General features: G+C 47.6%; 18 protein-coding genes. 10 read left to right on the plus strand and 8 right to left on the minus strand.

Features of this window, described 5'->3' with window-relative positions; translation table 11 throughout:
• The first annotated feature begins 29 nt into the window (after window positions 1–29).
• Together QHH26_12835 and QHH26_12840 are read left to right on the plus strand one after the other, a co-directional pair.
• Window positions 30–644, plus strand: coding sequence for a biotin transporter BioY (locus tag QHH26_12835; protein MDH7482843.1), 615 nt, complete (start codon window positions 30–32; stop codon window positions 642–644).
• A gap of 292 nt (window positions 645–936) precedes the next feature.
• A complete protein-coding gene (locus QHH26_12840) occupies window positions 937–2,355 on the plus strand; it encodes a family 10 glycosylhydrolase (protein ID MDH7482844.1) in 1,419 nt (472 codons plus the stop codon).
• A gap of 5 nt (window positions 2,356–2,360) precedes the next feature.
• Here QHH26_12840 and QHH26_12845 read toward each other — a convergent pair whose 3' ends face one another.
• Window positions 2,361–3,497, minus strand: coding sequence for a hypothetical protein (locus QHH26_12845; GenBank protein MDH7482845.1), 1,137 nt, complete (start codon window positions 3,495–3,497; stop codon window positions 2,361–2,363).
• Between the two features lie 234 nt (window positions 3,498–3,731).
• Here QHH26_12845 and QHH26_12850 point away from each other — a divergent pair, with 234 nt between their 5' ends.
• The 3 genes from QHH26_12850 (at window position 3,732) to QHH26_12860 (ending at window position 8,975) form a co-directional block, all read left to right on the plus strand.
• Window positions 3,732–4,466 carry an SPOR domain-containing protein gene (locus tag QHH26_12850; GenBank protein ID MDH7482846.1) on the plus strand — a complete coding sequence of 245 codons (735 nt, stop codon included), beginning with the start codon at window positions 3,732–3,734 and terminating at the stop codon, window positions 4,464–4,466.
• Window positions 4,467–4,585: 119 nt separating this feature from the next.
• Window positions 4,586–6,865 carry a heavy metal translocating P-type ATPase gene (locus QHH26_12855; GenBank protein ID MDH7482847.1) on the plus strand — a complete coding sequence of 760 codons (2,280 nt, stop codon included), beginning with the start codon at window positions 4,586–4,588 and terminating at the stop codon, window positions 6,863–6,865.
• A 154-nt stretch (window positions 6,866–7,019) separates the two neighbouring features.
• Window positions 7,020–8,975, plus strand: a complete 1,956-nt coding sequence (locus QHH26_12860) for a glycoside hydrolase family 2 TIM barrel-domain containing protein (protein ID MDH7482848.1) — start codon at window positions 7,020–7,022, stop codon at window positions 8,973–8,975.
• A gap of 105 nt (window positions 8,976–9,080) precedes the next feature.
• Here the strand turns inward: QHH26_12860 and QHH26_12865 are convergent, their stop codons facing one another.
• The 4 genes from QHH26_12865 to QHH26_12880 form a co-directional block, all read right to left on the minus strand.
• Window positions 9,081–9,725, minus strand: coding sequence for a haloacid dehalogenase (locus QHH26_12865; protein MDH7482849.1), 645 nt, complete (start codon window positions 9,723–9,725; stop codon window positions 9,081–9,083).
• Window positions 9,726–9,810: 85 nt separating this feature from the next.
• A complete protein-coding gene (locus tag QHH26_12870) occupies window positions 9,811–10,830 on the minus strand; it encodes a Gfo/Idh/MocA family oxidoreductase (GenBank protein ID MDH7482850.1) in 1,020 nt (339 codons plus the stop codon).
• Between the two features lie 88 nt (window positions 10,831–10,918).
• Window positions 10,919–11,467: an isoprenylcysteine carboxylmethyltransferase family protein gene (locus QHH26_12875; protein ID MDH7482851.1), complete on the minus strand. Its 549-nt coding sequence runs from the start codon at window positions 11,465–11,467 to the stop codon at window positions 10,919–10,921.
• 17 nt (window positions 11,468–11,484) lie between these two features.
• Window positions 11,485–13,326: a peptidoglycan recognition family protein gene (locus tag QHH26_12880; protein MDH7482852.1), complete on the minus strand. Its 1,842-nt coding sequence runs from the start codon at window positions 13,324–13,326 to the stop codon at window positions 11,485–11,487.
• A gap of 160 nt (window positions 13,327–13,486) precedes the next feature.
• Here QHH26_12880 and QHH26_12885 point away from each other — a divergent pair, with 160 nt between their 5' ends.
• The 4 genes from QHH26_12885 (at window position 13,487) to QHH26_12900 (ending at window position 17,760) form a co-directional block, all read left to right on the plus strand.
• On the plus strand, window positions 13,487–13,633 hold the full coding sequence (locus QHH26_12885) for a hypothetical protein (protein ID MDH7482853.1): 147 nt from the start codon (window positions 13,487–13,489) through the stop codon (window positions 13,631–13,633).
• A gap of 438 nt (window positions 13,634–14,071) precedes the next feature.
• Window positions 14,072–15,865, plus strand: a complete 1,794-nt coding sequence (locus QHH26_12890; protein MDH7482854.1) for a GxGYxYP family putative glycoside hydrolase — start codon at window positions 14,072–14,074, stop codon at window positions 15,863–15,865.
• A 183-nt stretch (window positions 15,866–16,048) separates the two neighbouring features.
• On the plus strand, window positions 16,049–16,627 hold the full coding sequence (locus QHH26_12895) for a peptidylprolyl isomerase (GenBank protein ID MDH7482855.1): 579 nt from the start codon (window positions 16,049–16,051) through the stop codon (window positions 16,625–16,627).
• A 23-nt stretch (window positions 16,628–16,650) separates the two neighbouring features.
• On the plus strand, window positions 16,651–17,760 hold the full coding sequence (locus QHH26_12900; GenBank protein ID MDH7482856.1) for a uroporphyrinogen decarboxylase family protein: 1,110 nt from the start codon (window positions 16,651–16,653) through the stop codon (window positions 17,758–17,760).
• A 19-nt stretch (window positions 17,761–17,779) separates the two neighbouring features.
• Here QHH26_12900 and QHH26_12905 read toward each other — a convergent pair whose 3' ends face one another.
• Entirely contained in the window at window positions 17,780–17,941 is a 162-nt protein-coding gene (locus QHH26_12905) for a hypothetical protein (protein ID MDH7482857.1), read from the minus strand.
• A 225-nt stretch (window positions 17,942–18,166) separates the two neighbouring features.
• Between QHH26_12905 and QHH26_12910 the strand changes: the two genes are divergently transcribed.
• Window positions 18,167–19,015 (plus strand): NlpC/P60 family protein, encoded by an 849-nt coding sequence (locus QHH26_12910; GenBank protein MDH7482858.1) that lies wholly within the window; start codon window positions 18,167–18,169, stop codon window positions 19,013–19,015.
• Between the two features lie 95 nt (window positions 19,016–19,110).
• Here QHH26_12910 and QHH26_12915 read toward each other — a convergent pair whose 3' ends face one another.
• Both QHH26_12915 and QHH26_12920 read right to left on the minus strand, forming a co-directional pair.
• A complete protein-coding gene (locus tag QHH26_12915) occupies window positions 19,111–20,580 on the minus strand; it encodes a sulfatase-like hydrolase/transferase (protein MDH7482859.1) in 1,470 nt (489 codons plus the stop codon).
• 5 nt (window positions 20,581–20,585) lie between these two features.
• Window positions 20,586–21,521: a glycoside hydrolase family 130 protein gene (locus QHH26_12920; protein MDH7482860.1), complete on the minus strand. Its 936-nt coding sequence runs from the start codon at window positions 21,519–21,521 to the stop codon at window positions 20,586–20,588.
• Window positions 21,522–21,677 lie beyond the last annotated feature (156 nt).

The following is a 21,677-nucleotide window of genomic DNA, read 5'->3' on the forward strand; positions in this document are numbered from 1 at the left end:
AAAACGCAAGTGACTTGAGGGAGGCCTCGATGGCAAACTATTCTAGAGAAGCAACACGTGTATTCCCAGTTTCAGGCATCCATTTTCTTGCTTCGTTATTTTTTGCAGGCGTTACGGCAATATGTGCTCACATATCCTTCCGCCTGTGGTATACGCCAGTGCCTGTCACACTTCAAGTATTTGCAGTAATCCTTTCCGGTCTCACACTTGGCAGTCGGCTCGGCGCATTGAGTCAAATCCAATACCTTATGATGGGCTTGCTTGGGATGCCGGTATTTTCATGTGGAAATTTTGGCATGGCAGCCTTCGCTGGGCCCACCGGCGGATATTTAATCGGATTCGTCGTCGGCGCCTATGTCTCTGGAATGGTATTTGAAAAACTCAAATCGCGGTCCAATGCCTCAGCCGTGCTAGCAGGATGCCTTGGGATTGTTGTAATCTATTTATTCGGCGCCAGCTGGCTAGCTGTTTGGCTGGCATTCTTTCAAGGCGAGAATATCGGCGGCTGTATCCTGGGCGCCTGGCAGCTAGGGGTAGCACCTTTTATCGGAATTGACTTCCTTAAAGCGGTCATTGCATCCGGTGTTGTGCTCGGCGGTAGATTTAGCAAAGGGTCTCTTAGTGCGTTCACCAAATATAGATAGCAAGATTTCGTTTGTGCTGCTTGCTTTACTCCCAATTTTTGCTCGCTTGCAGGAGAACTAACGATATTAAGAAATCTTTTCAATCCATCTAAACATTATAACTTCTATTCAACTCGTGCCCGATACTTTCTAGCTAACCCCAGGCATAAGTAGAGCGTCTAAACAATATGATGCTAGAAATATAGCCTTTTTCTTGCAGGAACGGCGCTGTGCCAAATACAACTAAATTGGTGAAGTTGAACCTTCACTCAGACCGAAAACGGAGGTGTTTCTGATAAAAATAAGAGCAATTTTGATTTGTTTATTCGCCTTGTTAACCATAGCCGGGGCAGCTATTGGTGCGGATGAAAAGCCCGAGTTTCGCGGGATGTGGATCTCTTCATACGGCAATAACATTGACCTTGGAAGCCCCGCCGCCATTGACAAACTGATAGCCGATGCCCGTGCCGCCAACCTCAATGCATTGGTGGTCCAGGTGCGCAAAACGGGAGATGCATACTACAAATCCGCTTACGAACCAAGAGCAGACAACCTGCCGAAGTCAGATTTTGACCCCCTCGAATACATAATAAAGAAGGGCCACGAGGCGGGGCTAGAGATACATGCATGGATAAACACATTCAAAGTTTGGCAGGGAAGCAGTCCGCCAAGCAATCCTAACCACGTTTACAACCGCCACCCAGAATGGATAAATAAAAACAAGAATGGCTCAACCTCGAAAAGCGGTAACTACGCTCTTGACCCAGGTATTCGAGAAGTCACCGACTATTTACGCGAAATCTATCTTGATGTCGTAAAGAAGTATGATGTTGACGGCATACACTTTGACTATGTGCGCTACTGGGACCCAGACTTTGGCTACACCCAGCTTGCCATAAACCGTTTTAATAAGGAAAAGGGACGCACTGGTATTCCAAAGTCAGACGACCCCGAATGGTGCCAATGGCGGCGCGACCGCGTGACCGATTTGGTAAGAGAAGTTTACGAAGGAGTTAAAAAGATTAAACCATGGGTTAAAGTTACCGCTTCTGTCGTCTGCAGTGGAGATTGCTCAGAAGATTTCAAACAAACGCGCCCTTATCTGCTACTTCTACAAGAATGGGACCGTTGGCTCCGCGAGGGCATCATAGACGCCGTAATACCAATGAACTACAAAAGTGAGCGAGACCCAACAGAGGCAAAACAATTCCGCGATTGGATTGATGGGATGGTCAGATGGCGAAGTGGAAGACATGTATACAATGGCATCAGTATTCGCGGAACGCGCGACCTAATTACACAAATCACAGAAACTCGAAAGAGGGGCGCCGATGGCATGTGTGGTTTCGCATTTAATACCAGCCCATACCGCCGAGAACTAGCCAATGCTCTCAGAAATGAAGTATTTAAGACGTGGGTCCCGACACCTTCGATGCCGTGGAAGCCTCCCAGACCTAGCGGTGGCCCCCAGAAGCCTCCCGGGCCAAAAGAACTATTCGACAAGGCAATCCAAGCGGCAAAAAACGACGCGGGTCTAGATGAGGCAATCTCACTCCTCGAACAAGTAATCCAGCTCGAACCAAACTTTGCCGAAGCCCACTTCCGCCTTGGCCGGTGCTATCTTAGAAAGGGCATGACCATCAAGGCGGTTGAGCAATTCCGCGAGACATTGGAAATCGAGGGTTCACACAAAGGTGCGTTGGAAGAGCTCAAGAAGCTTGAGCAACCTTAAGATGGTTACGTAGCCTGCGACCCCTGTTCGCTTATCCCCTCAGGTGGGCGGAGATGGGTAGGACCTATCGGTATTGTCACCAAAGCAGGGTCTGCTTGCCCAAGCATGACCATTGGATATGCTCGCAGGAATACATATGCAGGTTGCATCACAAAATTGACAGCAAACACAAATAAAAAGACGATAGGAAGCCCCAGTATTACACCCGTGATGATCACCACCGGGGTGGAAACATGAAGGCTTAAAAGCACAAGGATAATAGCGCCAACAACGACCCCAGGAATCGCTGCCACAATCAAACCAGGTATCAAGGCAAACAATGCGGCAATGGCAGTGGCTATCGCCAAGCCTATCCTCATAAGCAAATAAAGAACCACCTGCCCCGCGTTTGAGCGCAAAATACCCCAAAACTCTCTCCAAGCCTGCAAAACTCGAATATTTTTAACATACATCGTCGCTATTACAAAATGATTTGTGAGAACCTGAACAACCACCGCTAGAATAGCGAGCGCAATAAATATCAATACACCAATCCCTATAATCCCCCAAAGGGCTGGCCCAGGCCTCCCAGAATCCCCGGTAAAAGTAACACCAGACCAAATTAAAACCCCTAATTCGAGCCCAAGGACAACTAATACCACACCAGTGAAACACAGTTGCCAAAGGAAATATGAAGTGCCCAAATGTTTTAGTCGTGCCCATGGTTCGCGTATAGCGCCTGAATTCCTGGCGACCTGGTCAATGTATACAAAATTGAGCACGCAGATAACCCAAACTATCAAAATGCCAACTGCCAATAACAAAAGAAAACCCAAAATTATCCATGGCCAGTTTTCAGAAAAAAACAGTTGCAAAAGCTCGTCAAAGACCGTATCCTTTCTCCAATCTGCAGTGCTATCACTGCAATTTATTCTTATGCTATCTTTCAATTGAGCATAAATAAAATTAGGTGAGGGCGAACACAAAGCATTCTTAACATCATGATCCTCTCTGCAGTGCGAAAACGGAACATTAAAGCCCCCTCCGCCATACGCTATCAAGGAAACAAATGTGAGTGCAAGCCACTTCCTTAACTGGAATGGGCGGAATAGTACTTCAACCATTTGGTTCCAAGCAGGACCCATTGCTTTTATAAAATCCATCCCCACGCCCCCTTAAAGGATTACATCCCATGCCAAGACTTTAAACAATCATTAGCAACTAAGCAATAATAATCCTTCTTGTGGTTCAAGTAGGTTTCTAATGACTAACATTCCCTTCCCACCTTGCGGCGAAACAATCTTATACTATCGTGCGTAAAAAGAAATAGCCATACTTTCAATGTCGTTGACAATTCCAACGTTTGTGAATAAACTTGAGGTGCTGGAGAACTTATAATGCAAACTCCGCGAAAGCCCCACCGACAACAAAAAGGAGAAATTGACCGACGGATAATCGCACTAGGCGTTATCGGTTTCATCGCACTTGCCGGACTCTTCATGCTCGGCTTTCTAATCATTGGTCCAAAAATCAACTCTCCGCATGAAGGAACCTTTCAGCAAGTCCCTCCGACCTCATACACACAAACTCCGCCAACGCGCCAACTCGAAGAGCCCTGGCGAAACGAGCAAAAACCAGCGGTAGAAGTAGAAATTAGGGAACATCAGGAAGAGCCAAAGCCTATCACCGAGCCTAAATCTGTGGAATCAAATGCCAACGAGGGTGTAAGAGTAAACAATAATGAAATTACCATGACCCTCGAGCCGCAGAAAGACGTCTCACCAACTGATAGCAACAGAAACGCAAAGGAAAATTTGACCCCCCAACCTGCCGAACAGTCGAATCTTGAACGCCCTAGAGTTGCAACTGAACCAAAAGCTCCAGCCGCACCCAAAATCACTTACCGCGTTCGGGTGGGGAAATACCACAATAAAGAAAATGCAGACCGACTAGCCACCGAGCTCCAAGAGAAAGGCTACAAAGCAAGGGTTGTCCAGATAAAAGACGGTGGGCGCACCCTCTACCATGTTCAAATTGGCAGGTACAATACCCAAGAAGATGCCTTGGAGCTTGCAAACGACCTCATAGATGAAGGCTACTCGCCTACAATCACCTCCGAGCCAAAAGAATAATTGAAGGTATTAATTATAAAAAACACTACTAAAGGAACGCCACCAGCCAACCGCCCGCCATTCAACCAAAATTCCTAATTTAAGCCCTAGTGTATAATATTGTGCGAAGGTATAAAAAGATGAGCGAGACAAAAAAGATTACTCTACCAGTAATGGGAATGCACTGCGCTGGATGCGTCGCAAAGGTCGAAAAAGCCCTCCAAGAGCTAGATGGAGTTATAAAGGCAACCGCGAACTTTGCACTCAACACAGCAACCATCGAATACGACCCTAATAAAGTCAAACTAGAGGATATCGTTCGCAGAATAGAAGATGCGGGCTACTCAGTGCCAAAGTCGGCAATTTCAGAAGAACTAGCTGAGAAGGAGGAAATAGAACACATTTCTTACGCGGGTGATATTCGAAATCTACTAGTCAAAACCGTCATTTGTGCTGGCATCACGCTTCCAATCCTACTCGGGAGCTTCAGGGAATTCTTACCACTACTGCCCAGATGGCTCGCAAACCCCTACCTGCTTTGGGCGCTAGCATCTATAGTACAATTCTGGGGTGGGTGGCAATTCTACCAGGGCGCAATAACTGCCGCAAAACACAAAACCACCGACATGAACACGCTTATCGCTGTGGGGAGCTCGGCAGCCTATCTCTACAGCGTAGCTGTCATCTTGTTCCCCGACTTTTTTGCAAGAGCAACCAAGGTTATGCCAGCTTTATATTTCGATACATCAGCCGTCATCGTGACCCTTATTCTATTTGGGCGGTTTCTCGAGATGCAAGCACGAGGACGAACCTCAGAGGCTATTCGACAGTTAATTGGCCTGCAGGCGAAAACTGCCAGGGTTATCCGTGATGGCAAAGAGGTTGATATCCCTATCGAGAATGTTCAAGTCGGCGACATTATTATCGTCCGCCCCGGCGAAAAGATACCTGTCGACGGCATTGTAATTGACGGCCAATCCACCGTAGATGAATCAATGATCTCTGGCGAACCAATCCCAGTAGCCAAAAAGCCCGGCGATGAGGTAATCGGAGCGACTATCAACAAAACCGGAAGCTTTCAATTCAAAGCAACCCGAGTGGGAAAAGATACTGTCCTAGCTCAAATAATCCAACTTGTAAAGCAGGCTCAAAGTTCTAAGCCGCCTATCCAGCGCCTAGCCGATGTAATCGCAAGCTACTTCGTACCCGCAGTCATTGGGGTAGCAGTCCTTACTTTTTTTGTCTGGTACTTGTTTGGTCCCCAGCCAGCATTCACACATGCGCTTTTGAATTTCATCGCTGTTTTAATTGTTGCATGCCCATGTGCACTCGGCTTGGCGACGCCAACGGCGGTTATGGTCGGGACCGGCAAGGGCGCAGAGAACGGCGTGCTGATTAGGAGCGGCGAGGCACTCGAGAAGGCATACAAAATTGATACTATTGTATTTGATAAAACCGGGACCCTTACTCAAGGCGAGCCCGTCGTAACCGATGTCATTCCAGCGCCTGGTTTCTCCGAGAACGAACTCCTTCGTTTGGCGGCTTCTGCAGAGAAGAACTCGGAACACCCCCTGGGCGAGGCGATCGTTTGGCTTGCAAAAGAGCGCAATATCATCATCCCAAACCCAACTGCTTTCGAAGCCATCGCAGGGTTGGGCGTCCGGGCAAATGTCGAGGGGCATAATGTCATCGTTGGCAGTCGACAACTATTTGAAGAAACAACTGCCCATACCTCGTCAATTTCCCCTGCCAAAGAGGAAGAAGACCTTGGTTCCAAACTTGCCATGCAAGGAAAAACATTGGTTTATATTTCAAGCGATGGAATGCCAGCTGGGATAATCGCTATTACTGACCCGCTCAAACCTTATTCGCGCGAAACCATAGACCAGCTAAAACGCCTTGGCTTGGAAGTTGCAATAATCACTGGCGATAATCACCGTACTGCAGAGGCTATCGCCAACCAACTTGGAATCGAACGCGTGATGGCTGAAGTCCTGCCTGAACAGAAAGCCAATGAGATAAAGCGCCTGCAAGAAGAAGGCAGGGTCGTAGCCATGGTCGGCGATGGTATTAACGATGCACCAGCACTTGCACAAGCCGATATAGGGATTGCCATAGGAACTGGCACAGATGTTGCGATGGAAGCCGCCGATATTACGCTAATTAGTGACGACCTCCGCGCATCAGTAACAGCGATTTTGTTAAGCCGAGCAACAATGCGGATAATTCGACAAAATCTCTTCTGGGCGTTCTTCTACAATACAATCTTAATTCCAATCGCAGCCGGAGTGCTCCATCCTTTCTTCGGCATCCTCCTAAACCCAATGTGGGCTGCAGCCGCAATGGCCCTCAGCTCCGTCTCTGTCGTCAGCAATTCCCTTCGACTTCGAAATTTCCAACCAGAAAAGCTTAGTCACTAAAACGCAATTTTAGATTTGCCTATAGCGTGAGACCTTGAATATAAACACTTGATACACCCAACATTTTTGAATAATCGAATTCGTAATAGACTTTGGTAGGTTTTCTGGTACTTCCTCGCTAATCTAATGAATAGCACATATTTGGATGGGATATATGAAGAAGCAATATAATCTATCAAAACTCCATTGGAAGCTTTCGGGGTGGATACCTGAATACTGGCGGCTCAATCAAACGGCGGAAATTGGCACCTCGCCCGATGCTGAAATACCAGCGATTCCCGCTCATGTGCCAGGTTCAGTACAGCATGCGCTACTTGAGGCGGGTATCATCCCAGACTGGAATGTTGGTCTTAATTTCCGAGAATGCGAGTGGGTCGAGAATCGCCATTGGATTTACGAAGTGGCAATCCCGGATGAGTGGATTGAGGCAAGGAAAACGTTTCGACTAAAATGTCTTGGCCTTGATTTCGCAGGGGAGGTCATCCTAAACGGTAAACTAGTATCCGATTTTTGCGGCTCCTTCATTCCCCACTGCTTCAATCTCACACCACACTTACAGGAGAAAGGTAATATATTGCGCATTGTCTTCACGACACCCCCTCGGTGGCTGGGGCAATTCGGCTATACCTCTAAAATGAAGGACTGGAAAGTCCGATTTAATTACACTTGGGATTGGACTGCTAGGCTGGTGCAGATTGGCATATGGGACGATGTAATCCTCGAGGTAACCGATGGACGCGAGATAAAGGACTTCCGCTGTTTCACCGATGCCGACCCCGTAACAGCAACCGGCATAATTCAAATGAACGGGCTCGTCTCTGCACGAAAAAGTGATCTGATTCGCATTACCCTCACCCAAAATAAGCAGATAATTCGGACAGAGGAAGTTCCACCCGAGCATATAAGTCAAGGGGTCATTTGGGAAGTACCCTCTATTGAGCTTTGGTGGCCGAATATGGAGGGTCAACAACCCCTGTATATACTTTCATGCACCCTGGTTGACAAAGAAGGCCGAGAACTTGATCAAATTGACCGCCGAATAGGCTTCAAACACGTCAGATGGGTTCCCTGCGAAGATGCACCAGAAAATGCCGACCCGTGGATATGTGAGGTAAACGGCCGCCCCATCTTTCTTCAAGGCGTCAATTGGACGCCCATCCGCACTAACTTCGCCGACGTAACCATTGAAGATTACCGCAAGCGCCTCGAGCTTTATCGCGACCTCGGATGCAACGTCTTGCGTGTATGGGGCGGGGCAGTTCTTGAGAAAGAATGTTTCTATGACTTATGTGATGAGTTAGGCATACTTGTTTGGCAGGAGTTCCCCCTGTCATCTTCAGGGGTTGACAACTTGCCGCCGGACGACGAGAAGACAATCCGCGAGATGAGTGAAATCGCTAAATCATATATCGCCCGTAGGCAGCACCATGTCTCGCTCCTTCTATGGAGCGGCGGTAATGAGCTAATGTACCTAGACGGCAAGCCAGTTGATATTTCTCATCCACTTATTAAACGGTTTCATGACATAGTGAAAAATGAGGACCCTACTAGAAGATTTCTTCCAACATCTGCCAGCGGACCATCGGAATGGGGCTCGCCTGAGAACTTTGGGAAGGGCATACACTGGGATGTACATGGGCCATGGAAAGCTGTTGGCAATCTAGAATGCGAATGGTCAGATTACTGGAAGAACGACGATGCCTTGTTTCGGTCAGAGGTGGGGGCTCCTTCGGCAAGTCCCACCGAGATTATCCGCAAGTCAGCCGGCAAACTTCCAGTCATGCCTGCAACTCCGGAGAATCCCCTCTGGCGCCGCACCTCTACCTGGTGGATTGAATGGCATGAATTCGTTGCTGAAAAGGGCCGTGAACCTGAAAGCCTTGACGAATATGTTGCTTGGAGTCAGGAACGGCAGAAGAAAGCACTTGCAATAGCTGTGAAAGCATGCAAGGGCAGATTTCCCCGGTGCGGTGGAATCATTTTATGGATGGGGCATGACTGCTTCCCCTGCACTGCGAACACGGCTATCGTTGATTTTGAAGGAAATCCTAAACCGGCTGCGTTGGAATTAAAAGAAATCTGGAGGAATCCCTCCACAAAGCCACTTTAAAATCTAATATCAGCTAAATGCTTGGTCCAAAAAAGGCAAACACGCAAAATCCTTAGCGAGCTTACCTTTCACATTCTGAAAGGCACCGAATTTGCCGAATGGCTTTCAAGCCTTCGAACTCTTATCAAATCTTTCGACTGCGCGATTCATCGCCTCCTCGAGATCTCTCTGCCTAATCGTTATTGTCAAATCACCGCGCGTCCGTTCCAACACAGCCCGAACTCCATCCATTGTCCGCCTTAGTCCCCCAGTAATTGCATCAGGGTAATCAAAGCCCACTAGCACGTAGTAGGCATCATCCATGATCTTCATAATCTCTTCGGCTCGCTGTGTTCGGCCCTCCCTAAGTCGGTCAAGAACATAACGCCGACATTCACTTATGGCTTCGGCAAGGCCATTTAGATAGGGCGACGCCTCAATCCCAAGGTCTTTATGACTGGGGAGCGGCAATCCTCGAATTATCGAACTTAGGGTTTCAGCCTCAGCAAATTCCTTTTGTGCGTCTTGCACGTAGCCCGAGAAGTAAATATCGAGATGGTTTTTCAACTCCTCAGTTGTCTCGCGTATGCGTTTGCGCGCCTCGTCAAGAAGCGCAGCTGCCTCCTCGAATTCGCCTCTGTGAAGCGACCTAATTGAGCTCGCGCAGAAACGGATTGCCTCCCTTGTCGTTACGAGTGCTTTGTCCCGAGCGGCATTCTTTACGTCCATTTCAGCGCGTATTTCTTCTGCTATTTTTGCCAAGTTTTCCATAGGTCTTCCTTGACTAGTCGTTAACATTTATATCATGAACCTCTATAAGCAAGTTTGTCGTTAGAAGTTCAACTTTTGACAGCTATTAGTCTATCTCCACCCGCTTTCCTTGTCTAGCAGATTCATACGCAGCTAGAATAGTTTTAAGCGCCGCGCGTGCATCTTCCTCTGTCACAATCGGCTCTATGCCATCAAGTATACAATCCACAAAATGTCTAAGACAACGATCGAGCGACCAGTCCCACCAGTTAGCGTTGTGCTCAACCTCAATTATCTCAGGAGCGCCATTCCGAACCAAGAACATTGGCACCGCCGCCTCGTTTATCATCGAGACATCCCCTTCTGTGCAGTAGATGAACTTTTTCTCGCTCCACGGCTCCTGGTCAACGGTATACGAAACTACCAAATTGGCTACAAGATCGCTGTCCCATTCAAGGATTACAGAGGCGTTATCATCAGCCTTATTTTCGGGCTTGGTTAGCAGCTTTTTCAAGCTAGCAGTCACGGCAGTGGGCGGCCCAAACCAATAATGCATTAGGTCAACGATATGGGTTCCGGTATCGAAAAACGCACCACCGCCAGCACGGTCCCATGTAGACTTCCAATCATAAGGGTCATCAAGCCTTGCAAGAACATCGCCAGTGATATATGCATTTACAAGAAACGGCTTACCCAATCGACCATCGTCAAGCATCTCCTTAAGCTTTCGATGGATTGGAAGGAATCGCTGATTAAGAGTGACGAGCAGCCAGAGCCCAAGCTCATGCGCCGTTTCAATCATCTTGTCTGCCTCTTCAAGGTTCATGGCAATCGGCTTTTCGCAAATCACGTGCTTCCCCGCATTTAGGCAATCCATCGTTATAGAATAATGAAGATAGTGGGGGACAGCTATGTCGACAGCGTTTATACTCCCGTCGTCAAGAATTTCATGGTAGTCCTCGATTACCTTTGGAATTCCATACTTTTCAGCAAGCGACTGTGCTGCATCAATATCAGGATCAGCAACCGTCGCAATTTCAACTCTAGGATTTTCTACGAATGACGGAACATGGGCAGCCTGTACGACATCACCAGCGCCAATTATGCCGATTCTTAAGCGATCCATTCAAGCCCTCCATTCATACTTGCTACTAAGGTTCTCCCCAAATTACGACTTCAGTACACTACCTACTTAATGTTAACTCAGCAGCTTTTTATCTGCCATTCACCAACATGCGCAACTCACCCAACACTTCAAGAAAGGATAAAAAGCCCAAATAAAAGACAGCATGCTTAAGCTCGCCATTGCGCACCATGTTTGACCAGGAGAACCCTTTTATTGGCAGTCGAGGCTTCCATGGGAAAAAAGCCGGCACTTGCTTTTGATACTCACGAAATTCATCGCCAAAGATAGCAAGTAAATCTTTCTCCTCTTTTCTAATAGTAGGAAGATAGAAGATCGCAAAGCCGATGATGTATATCACCAATAGCAACCATGCCCTAACAGCCATAACCCCGCCAACACCCAGCAAAAAACTACCAAAATAAAGCGGATTTCGGGTGAGCGCATATGGCCCGTCAATAGCAAGCTGCTTATTCTTTTGGATGTAACCAGCCGCCCACATTCTAAAAGCAATACCTAAAAGTGCGACAGCCACACCAGGCAGAAACAGGCGCTGGTTCGCAAACGCAAGACATGCGCCTGCAATCAAATAACCAAATATGAGCCTGTACCTGCCAACACTTTCAAGACTGAGCTTCAATATTCTGCTCCCGCAAATCAGCGATTTGATGCTATCCACAGCTCAGAGGATTTGTCTGAAGGTTCCAAAGCAAACTTGAGTCCCTCGAGCGGCTTCCCCTGACGATCACAAAACCGAACGTACAAGTCTTTTTTCCCCGGCTCAAGCACAACCTTCAAAAGCAGCCTATTCCAACCCTCTTTCAGCAAGACCTCCGCCTTTGCTGTGTCGGGGAAATCGCCGAATCCTCCAAGAGAAGCAATTGCTTGTTCACCGTTTAGCCATGCTTTAAGCCTGCCAGCATAACCCGCACGAAGCTCTACCCAAGCGGTCCGTGGCGCCTTCACGTAGACTGCGAGATATACCGCTCCGCTTTCCGCAGTCTTGATTACCGACGAAAGGTCTGTTAAGCCAGCATCGGACTTCCAGGCAAACCACCCCTTCTCATTAGGCTTCGGAGCTGCTAGCGGTTCTGCCTTATCCAGCAACACATATCGGAATGAGTTGCATCCCCACTGTTTTGTCCCAAGCACCTTTAATCGGATATCCAGCGATTTTTTTCCAGCAACCCGGTATGCCGGCAATATGAGGTCAATCTCTTTCCATCTGCGAAATCTCTCAGACCCACGGGTACGCCAAAAGGCTAATCTACGATCGCCGAGATATACTTCCGCCTCCTGGTCCCTAACGCCCGCGTTAATCAGCTTCCGAAGGACTAAGTCACCACCCCTATACTTGCCAAGCGATAGCCGAAAGCTTTCTTCACCTCTGAAGTAGCGGCCGCTTTCGCTGAAACGTTCACCATCCTCACCTCGGTAGTTACCTTCTCCACTTTCATATTCTCCAGCGACCTTATAGGCGTGCGCAGCCTCGCTTACAGTGTCCATCACATCAAGCAAATCTAGCGGTTCTCCAGCTAGGAAATCTTTTGCATAAGCCTTATCAGGTGTTTCGGCAGGGAACGGTCCAGCTACCAGCCATGAAGAAATAAAGTCCTTCGGTGAAAGCACAAGCGTATTCCAGGCAAGCTCATGACCAAACCGGCGATTTGACTCAATCATCTGAAGGGAAATGCGGTTAGCACCTGGATTATTCGGCGCCTTTATAGTTACTTTCCACTGACGGTTTGCTAGAGGGCTGACTGTCTCCGGTGATTTCAACATAGGTTCCGAAACTGAAACTATTTCAGGCGTAACCGCATCCAAGCCAACTAAGTTTAAATGAGACCATTCGACATATCCCGTATTTCGAACGGTCAATGGGAGCTCGTAAACGTGCCCGGCAAGAATCGCCGGCGGCAGAAATTGTGTTACCGCAACGCGAGCATCATACGGCGGTCCTGAAAGAAGGCGGGTGCGTACTTGCTCTCGAATCTGCGGAATTAAGCAATAAAGCCTATCACCAGGGCAGGCAGTGGCATTCCAATCCCTATGACCTGCAACTGCCAGATTGCTTTGGCCAAATAAGGTAATTTTTGAGGTGGGATCTATATCGAACCTGTCGCACAGCCATGACAGAAGGCGCACAAGACCCTCAAGTTGCGCGTTAGAAGGGTACTCCGCTTCATGAAAATCGCCTATCACATTTACACCAATGTTTCCATAGTTTGGTGGGGCATGCGTTCCTGTATATCCCAAAGGCCTTCCTTCATATATCGTTCCATCACTTCCAATCAGAAAGTGGTAGCCAATATCGCCCCAGCCTTTGCCAACATGGAAGCGCTGAATCTCTATTAGTTTCTGCCTATCCTGTGCAGGGTCAGGGGGGTTTGTCCCCAAAGGCCTGTACGTATGATGAATGGTTATCGCTACTGGGTCACCCATAATCCCTTGAGAATAGGGGTCATACGGATGGTCTTGCCAGAAATCCCCTTCGCGCATCGAGCCCCAAATGTTTTTGCCTACAATGGAAGGTTGGGGTACACGCAGAGCAGGGGAGGCCAATGCAATAGAGAAGAAAAACAAGGAAAAGCAAACCAATCCGAAAAATATCACCCTTGCCACCATTTGAGCTCCTAAGTCTAACAATAATGAGGCCAGAATGACCCGGCCTCATTATAACAATAAGGTGGACCTTGGGCAAATCATCGATGCTGAGTTCGGAAAGCCTGCTCCAGAGTGCACACCCCACATTTACCCCAGTGCAGGGCCCGACAAACCTGGTAGGTTGGCGTTTCTCATCTTATGAACGCACGGCGCGAACCAGGCTCGTCGCCGACCAACCGGTGACTGGCGGCCTACCCAAGGCCCACCTTTGAATCTTTAGAAGACTGCTAGAAATGGCTAAATCGCCTACTTTCCCCTAACTTATCCTTTCTTGCAGCCTCCTCTTTCCTTACGTTCTTATTATACCCTGCCAACTGGGTTTTTAGACATCCAAAACTCAAAAAAGTGAAAATTTTTTGACCGATTTTTAAGTTTTCGAATTTTTTTCCACATAAATAAGCTCTATAATTTCCAACAAAACTCCGTAAGGATGTTCACAAAGCTGTCATAATTTGCGCCACTTCTAATACATTTTGCTGTGCCTCTGCAGGTAATCGGAAGAAACCGACTAACACTAAAGAAAATATAACCGACCAGTAGGCCAAAGTTCCTTGTGCTTTTGTAACCCAAAGGAGATAAAATGCTTTACACATACGACCTAACTTACACATTAAAAATGAACCGTGACAACCAAAATGAGCGTCGGCGAATATGGGATGAGGCACATTTCGTTTCATCACTTCAAGGGATAGTCAACCGTGAGAAGGCGCGGCTGTACCTTTATTTTATTGGTGGCGAAGATGGCAGCATCGACCGCTTCTGGTTGGACAAGCTTCGCGAGCCCGGCGAGTGGTTGGCAGAACATTCTATTGAAGAAATCAAAAGCCTGTCGGAGCTCATCGAAATATTTCGAGATAATATATCTGGGCTCGTCGTCTATGATGAAAACGTCCCTGCAACATCAAACGTTGCCTCAACGATTGCCGGCGTTGAAAACCTAGCTTGCATTCGTTTTGATCTCTCACAGGACTCACTTTATTACTGGTTAACGCTCGACCCTGAAGGGCCAAAGTTGCCCGTGAAGGTACGCCTTTTGAATGAGGATGGCTCGAGTATGTTCACAGGCAACGGTACGATTCCAAACTCAAGCACGCCTTCCACAGGGAGTGCAAAGTGTGACGCATATATATGGGCTAAGGAAAAATACCTCGACACTGGCAGGTGTAATCCAGCAAAGATGGGTTACTATATTGACCAATATTGGCTGAGAAAACCAGAAGGATATATTCCAAATCATACCTTATCGAACCATGATTATTTCATCGCCAACAGAGGGTTCTTTTTCGATCTTTCGCCCTGGGATGACGAAGCACCAGTTGATGACTGCGGCCAGCCACTAGGTGCAGATATGAGAACCCTTCAAGATATCCTCCTATCCGCCTGGAAACAACTTTCAGGTAAAAAAATGATCCATATCGGCGGCTTTGTCCCCTGGGATAAGAAATACACCACAGTGAATAACAACGGCAAGCATGACGCCGTTCCTAGCGAATGGCGCTTTGTAGAGATAATTACCTGCTTCAACGCTTTTATGGACGCCGACGCCTTAGGTATTGGGTGCATGGCGAATGCATCGGTGTTCCAGCATTACCCGCTTGAAGAGCAGTATCCCCAAAAGCTTCCAAGCATCCACGACCTCCAAGCCAAGGGTCTGGTGGATGAATTCGGCAAAGTAGTGCCGAAGACATATATCACCATCTACGTTGGCGATTATGACTCAGCTGCCTGGCTCTATCAGAAACTTCCACAACTCTGGAACGACCAAGCTAGGGGAAGCATTCAACTTGGTTGGGCTTTCAATCCCAACCTTGCCGAACGCTTTGCGCCTGGAATGGCATGGACGAGGAAAACTAAAACCGCAAACGACTTTTTCGTAGCCGGCGACTCGGGTGCAGGATATATTAATCCAGGCCATCTTCAGGAACCGAGGATATTTTCAGGCCTTCCATCAGGTCTGAAAACTTGGACAGAGCATTGCAAGAAGTACTATAGCCAGTGGGATATCTCAGTTACAGGCTTCATAATTGATGGTTATGCGCCGGCAATGTCGGAGGAGGTTATTGAGGCTTACACAACTTTTTCGCCAAATGGAATTGTCGCTCAAAAAATCGAACGCTGGGGAACATTTAAGGGAATGCCCTTCATCCAAATGGGCATGGACCTTAATTGGAAACCGGAGGAATCAGCCAAAAAGATTCTCCAGCAGATTGGCAAATCAAAGCCGGAGTTTTTTATATTCCGCACGATTCTATGGAGCCCAAGTGCCCATAAGCAACTGTTCGATGCGTTGAAAGGATCTCCACATGGAAAAGATGTAGAAATCGTGGATCCGTATACGCTCTTCATGCTTATAAGACAACATGAAGAACGTTAGGCATCGCTTAGGACCAATTCAAACCCAAGAAGCATAAGCGTTTTAAAATGAATGCTGGCATAGATATTAAAAATGATTAAATCCATCAACCTTGACCACAGCCATAACTTGCGGGATAATTATGCGTAATCATTGATAAACCCAACAACACCAAGCAAACGACCAGAAGGAGAAGAGCAATAGATGAGGAAAGCCTTTGTATTGATTATCACAGGATTCATACTTGCAACGGCAACCTTAGCCGCAACCAAAGAGTCTAAAAACCCTACTTCAAAGCCCCAGCCTCAGAAAAACCCAATTGCCGTTGTCGAGATGGAAAAGGGCGGTACCTTTGAGATAGAACTATACCCAAAAGAGGCCCCCATAACAGCGGGGAATTTCATCAATCTAGTAAAAAAGAAGTTTTATGATGGCCTTATCTTCCACAGGGTAGAGCCAGGGTTCGTTGCGCAGACAGGCGACCCCACAGGCACAGGCAGGGGCGGCCCTGGATATACTATCAAGGACGAGAAAACTCCTTTCAAGCATGACAAAGGCGCAGTCGGCATGGCAAAAACAAGACTGCCAAACAGCGCAGGTAGTCAGTGGTATATATGCCTTGAGCCTGCTCACTTCTTGGATGGAAATTATACCGTCTTCGGCAAAGTAATAAAGGGCATGGATGTAGTTGAAAAGATAAAAGTCGGAGACAAAATAAAAAAGATTACGCTCCGCATGCCACCTGAACCCAAGCCCAAACAAAAATCGGAATCTAAAAAGTAGATGAATGCCTAATTGAAATTCCAATGACTCCCAAACAACGAATGCTGCAAGCGCTCCATGGCTCGAGGCTGATACCACCACCAGTCGTTTTTCATAGCTGGGGCGACTACAAGGTCGAATTCAGCGGCTACCATCCCAAGTTCCAATACTACCTGGGAGGAAGCGAACTCGCAGAAATCGAGATGAAATTTTATGAGCGGTTCCAACCAGATTGGTTTCATCTCGGCTCAGCAGGGTGGAGGGGATTTTGGCAAAGAGCACGGAAGACTGAAGGTGGGAGGGCTTTCATCTCAAGCGCCGACGCCAGCCATTGGATCGAGATTAAAGATGATTACTCGCTAGCCGATTACAGCGATGTGCCCTGGTGGGAATCCAGCCCAATCCCGAAGCTGGAATCAAAATCGGAAATTGATGACTACTTTGCTAAAATCACAGTTTCAGAGCAGGAAATCCTAGAATCTGGACGATTTCTTCACATCAGTATCCTTGCCCAAAAATACGGCGATTCAGTACTAATTGCCATCAACGATGGTGCGCCCGGCAGTTGGATTCATAGATGGAGCTTCGAGGATATCGCAATCGCTTGTGCTGAAAAACCCGAGTTAGTCGCATATTTCATTTACAAGGACTGTGAGCGCTTTCTAGCCGACGTCCGCGCAGCAAAAACGGCAGGGGCACATGCATATATTTTCTCGGAAGGCTTCCTTGGCAGTTTGGACAACCTATCACCATCGATGCACAAGCGTCTTGAGCTGGACACAAAGCGTTGGTTCTACACCGAAGTCCGCAAGACTGGGCTCCTACCAATTGGCTATTTTCTCGGCGACGTTCGGAAGAACATGCGTTTTATAAATTCCATCGACATGGCAGGTTTAATGATAGAGGAAGACAAGAAAACATTCACACTCGATCCTGTTGAAATCAGACAAATACTTAAGCCCGAAATTTGCCTATTTGGTAACATTGACTCTGCGCTTTTGCTTCGGGGAACGCCAAGTGAAATCAAAGTTGAGGTCGAAAAACAACTCCGAGCCGCAGAGTATGGGCCTTTCATTCTCGCAAACGGTAGTCCTCTCATTCCTGGCACACCTCCAGAAAACCTTGACGCATATCTCCGAGCCGCGAGTAGGTGATACAAGCAACACTGCTTTTTTAATAAGAGCCGAATGTTTTTTCAGGATTGATAAGCATATAATCTTTCCTCAAAACGTGATATCTTAAAAAGTCAGCCACTACTCCAAGGCCTCGCCGAATATGTTGGCGGAATGTAAAAGAGATGACATCATCTTGAACAAGCTCATCATTATCGCTCAATTTATCGTGAGTACCCTCTTGCTTGAAACTGGCCTAATTTGAAACCTTTGTGATACTTTCTTGATATTTTCCCCAATGCGTTGACAGTGGACGTACGATTGGGTATCATGCGATTTGGTATGGCGTATGGTAAATCAGCTATCGAGCTTTACTAGGCTTGGTAATCCTGATTAGCCAAAACGCCGACAATAATTGGACTCTTATGCCTGGGAGGGAGATGGCGTTTTGAAAAGAAACGAACATCCCGCCTTGCTGATTTGCTTAATGATAGCACTGGCGTTGGTTACTGCTACAGCCGACGCTTGGGCAAATAAAACCTACATTGTTCGCAAGGGCGACACTCTCAGCGAAATAGCCAATAAATTCTCAACTACCATTTCTGAACTTAAAAGACTAAACAATATTACAAACATCCACCTCTTAAAGCCCGGTCAGAAATTAATCATTTCACTTAATAATCCAACCCCTTCTCAAAAGTACGCACTCGGTGCAACTGCAAAGTGCATGCGCGACAACGTGGAGGTCCGTGCTGGCAATCAAGTGGTAGCTGTCCTCACAAGAGGCTCTGAGTTTACTATGCTAGCGCGAACCGGCAATTTCATCCGAATCAAACTAGAAGACGGTCGGATTGGTTGGGTACCTATTAATACCATCAATGCACCCGAACCCGCAAAGCCGCAAGTAGACCGCTATGATGTTAGGCGCGACATTGTTCGAACTGCCTTCGCCTTCCGCGGAGCAAGATACCGGCGAGGTGGCACCTCACGAAGTGGATTCGACTGCTCTGGGTTTGTGAAATACGTTTTTTCGACTAAAGGGGTTAAACTTCCTCACTCATCAAGAGCCTTGTTCAATTGTGGCAAGCCTGTTGCTCAATCGAATCTCCAAGAAGGCGACATCGTTTTCTTTAGGGGCACTTATCGGCGGGGAATCTCTCACGTTGGCATCTATGTCGGAAATCGGCAGTTCATCCATGCTTCATCACCTGGGCGCGGCGTCCGAATTGACTCGCTTGACCAAGCTTACTATCGCCGCAGATACGTCGGAGCGCGTCGCATAATAAGCAACAAGTAAAAGAAATAGCAAGCATCTTGCTTAAAAACAAAAGGTGCCGCGACCCCTATTATTCGAAGATCACCGGAAACGATTCCCTAATGAAGGAATATTGCTCACCTTGCATCGGCCTTGTGGGGAACAACATCGCAGGTCTCCTGATACCAGCTAAGCATACGCTCTTTTAAACTAGCTACCACATTTGCAAAGCCAGGATCGTTTATCAAGTTGTAGAGCTCCTGCGGGTCGCGATTTAGGTCATAAAGTTCATCCTGCTCATAAAACCGACGAACATACTTAAAATCGCGCGTTCGGCACATTGTGGCTTTTGTGTGCTCAGGACCTTCGCTCCTTTGGAGACCCACACGTGGCCAGTACAAACCCGTAGGGTTCTGCGAGCTAGTGCTTTCAAGTTCCATTGCATACAGCTCACCATGAAGCCGTCCGCCCTCGCAAAAGACCGCGTCTCTATGCTTATCCGTCTTGCCCGCGATTACTGGTAGTAGCGATCGTCCGAAATGAGTATGCCTGGGGTGGATTCCAGTCATAGCCTCCACAGTAGCTGGAAAATCAATAAGTTCTACAAGCGCATTGCTAATTCTAGGTTTAACAGGAATCCACGAAGGTGGCTTAATAATAAACGGCACACGGGTTAGACAGTCCTCAAACGTGTTCTGGGTTTTCTCAACTAGCCCATAGTCGCCAGTGAAATCACCGTGGTCACTGAAAAAGAAAATCGCCGTGTCGTCATATACGCCAGCGCTCTTCAGCGCCTCCACGATTAAACCGAATTGATGATCGACGCGGGCACACATGCCATAATAAGTAGCCCGAAGCTCGGTCCATCGCTTCTCGCTCCATGTCTGCATATTCTGCCGCTCCCAGATGCCCTTCAGAATACTAGGCTTGCCAGTCCAATGCTTAGGCGTAGGTATACGAGCGGGAATTTTCCGCCGGTCTATCATGCTATACCATGGTTCTTCGACCGCATAAGGCGGATGCGGATAGCCAAGAGACAGAAAAATACAGAAAGGTTGATCTTTCGGAGGATTCTTTAGAAAATCCAATGCCCCATAAATATTTGACCAATCGGCGTCAAGCGGTGATTCCCTGTTGCCACCCTCGATTTTTCCAACATAGAACGAATAATAGGTATCGCTCCCAGGCTCGCCGCGCCACTCTTCCTGCCTTGCAAGGCGGCTTCTCTTAAAAGGCTTAGAATGCTTATAGCGCACCGTGCAGTATGGGTCGAATGGATTCTGGCCGGGGACTAGGTCATTCTTTCCGCCCCACCAAACGAAGTATCCTTCATCCTTTAGGGTTTTGAGGAGCACTGGTTCATCCGGCTGTAGCATATAATACATCGTGCGGTGCCCCCGAACGTGGGGATACCAGCCAGTCATGAACGAGCACCTGCTTGGGGTGCACACCGGATTCTGACAGAAAGCATACCTGAATGAAACTGCCTCCTCCTCAACGATTTTGTCGAGGTTCGGCGTTAAGGCGCCCGGATTGCCCATATGCCCGAGCACATCTCCGCGCCACTGGTCAGGGTTGAAGATTACAATGTTGGGTCGCTTTGCCATACTTCTCAATAGGATACTATAATGGTTGGTCTAATACCTTCCAGACATGCCTCTATTAAATCATCTATTTGGCAAGTAGCTAAACAAATGCAGGTATCCGCCGCGCCATAGTAAACCTTAAGCTCGCCATTGGGCTCAAGAATCGCTCCATTCGAGAAAACAACGTTCGGCACCTCCCCACATCGTTCATAAGGCTCTCGCGGGGTTAGTATGAATTCCGGGCATTGGCCAATTACTACAGTAGGATCTTCATAATCGAGCAGGACTGCGCCGAGCCGATAAACAAAGTTGCATGCAAACCACACTCCATGAATAATCAGCAGCCAGCCCCGCTCTGTCTTGATAGGCGTCGGACCTATACCCCACTTCTCACGCATCCAGGTCTCGACTTGAAGATTAAGCGGCGCCCATTCACCCCAATGAACAAGGTCTGGCGAGTATGAGACAAATGTAATGGCGTTATTTCCACTCATCGGGCGTTCGAGCCGCGCATACCGACCGCCGATTTTCTCAGGAAAGAGGGCGCAATTTCGACTCCATGGCGAAGTTATAAAAGGCATCCGCTCAAAGGTTTTGAAATCAGTGGTACGGCACAAGCCAATGCGCACTGTTTCAGCCATCGTCTGTGCACAGTAAGCGATATAATAAGCACCTTCAAGATACGTTACTCGGGCGTCATAGCGATGCTTCTCCCACATAAAATCATTCTCGGTGCCAGGAATTTCAATTGGCGATGGATTGACCTGGAAATGTATGCCATCGTCGCTAACAGCAACGTGAAGGTCATTATCCCTGCGGCCGTCCTCGACACGTGGTATGAGAATATACTTGTCGCCAAACTTCACTGCTCCCGGATTGTAGATGGCATTAACATGGTAGGGCAAATCTTTATAGGTAAGTATAGGATTGCCTGGGTATCGCTTCAAAAGCTCTTCTTTCATCTCATTCTCCGCTCCTGCTTATTTGGTGCATGGCCGCCACTTAATCAACAAAGTGAAAGTAAAATACTCGCCAAATCATATGCTATCTTCCTGTCCGACTTCAGACAACTCGACAAGCTTCTAATATGCCATCACTGGGGACTGCAATAACAACCC

It is taken from the genome of Armatimonadota bacterium (assembly GCA_029907255.1).
Taxonomy (GTDB): domain Bacteria; phylum Armatimonadota; class UBA5829; order DTJY01; family DTJY01; genus JAIMAU01.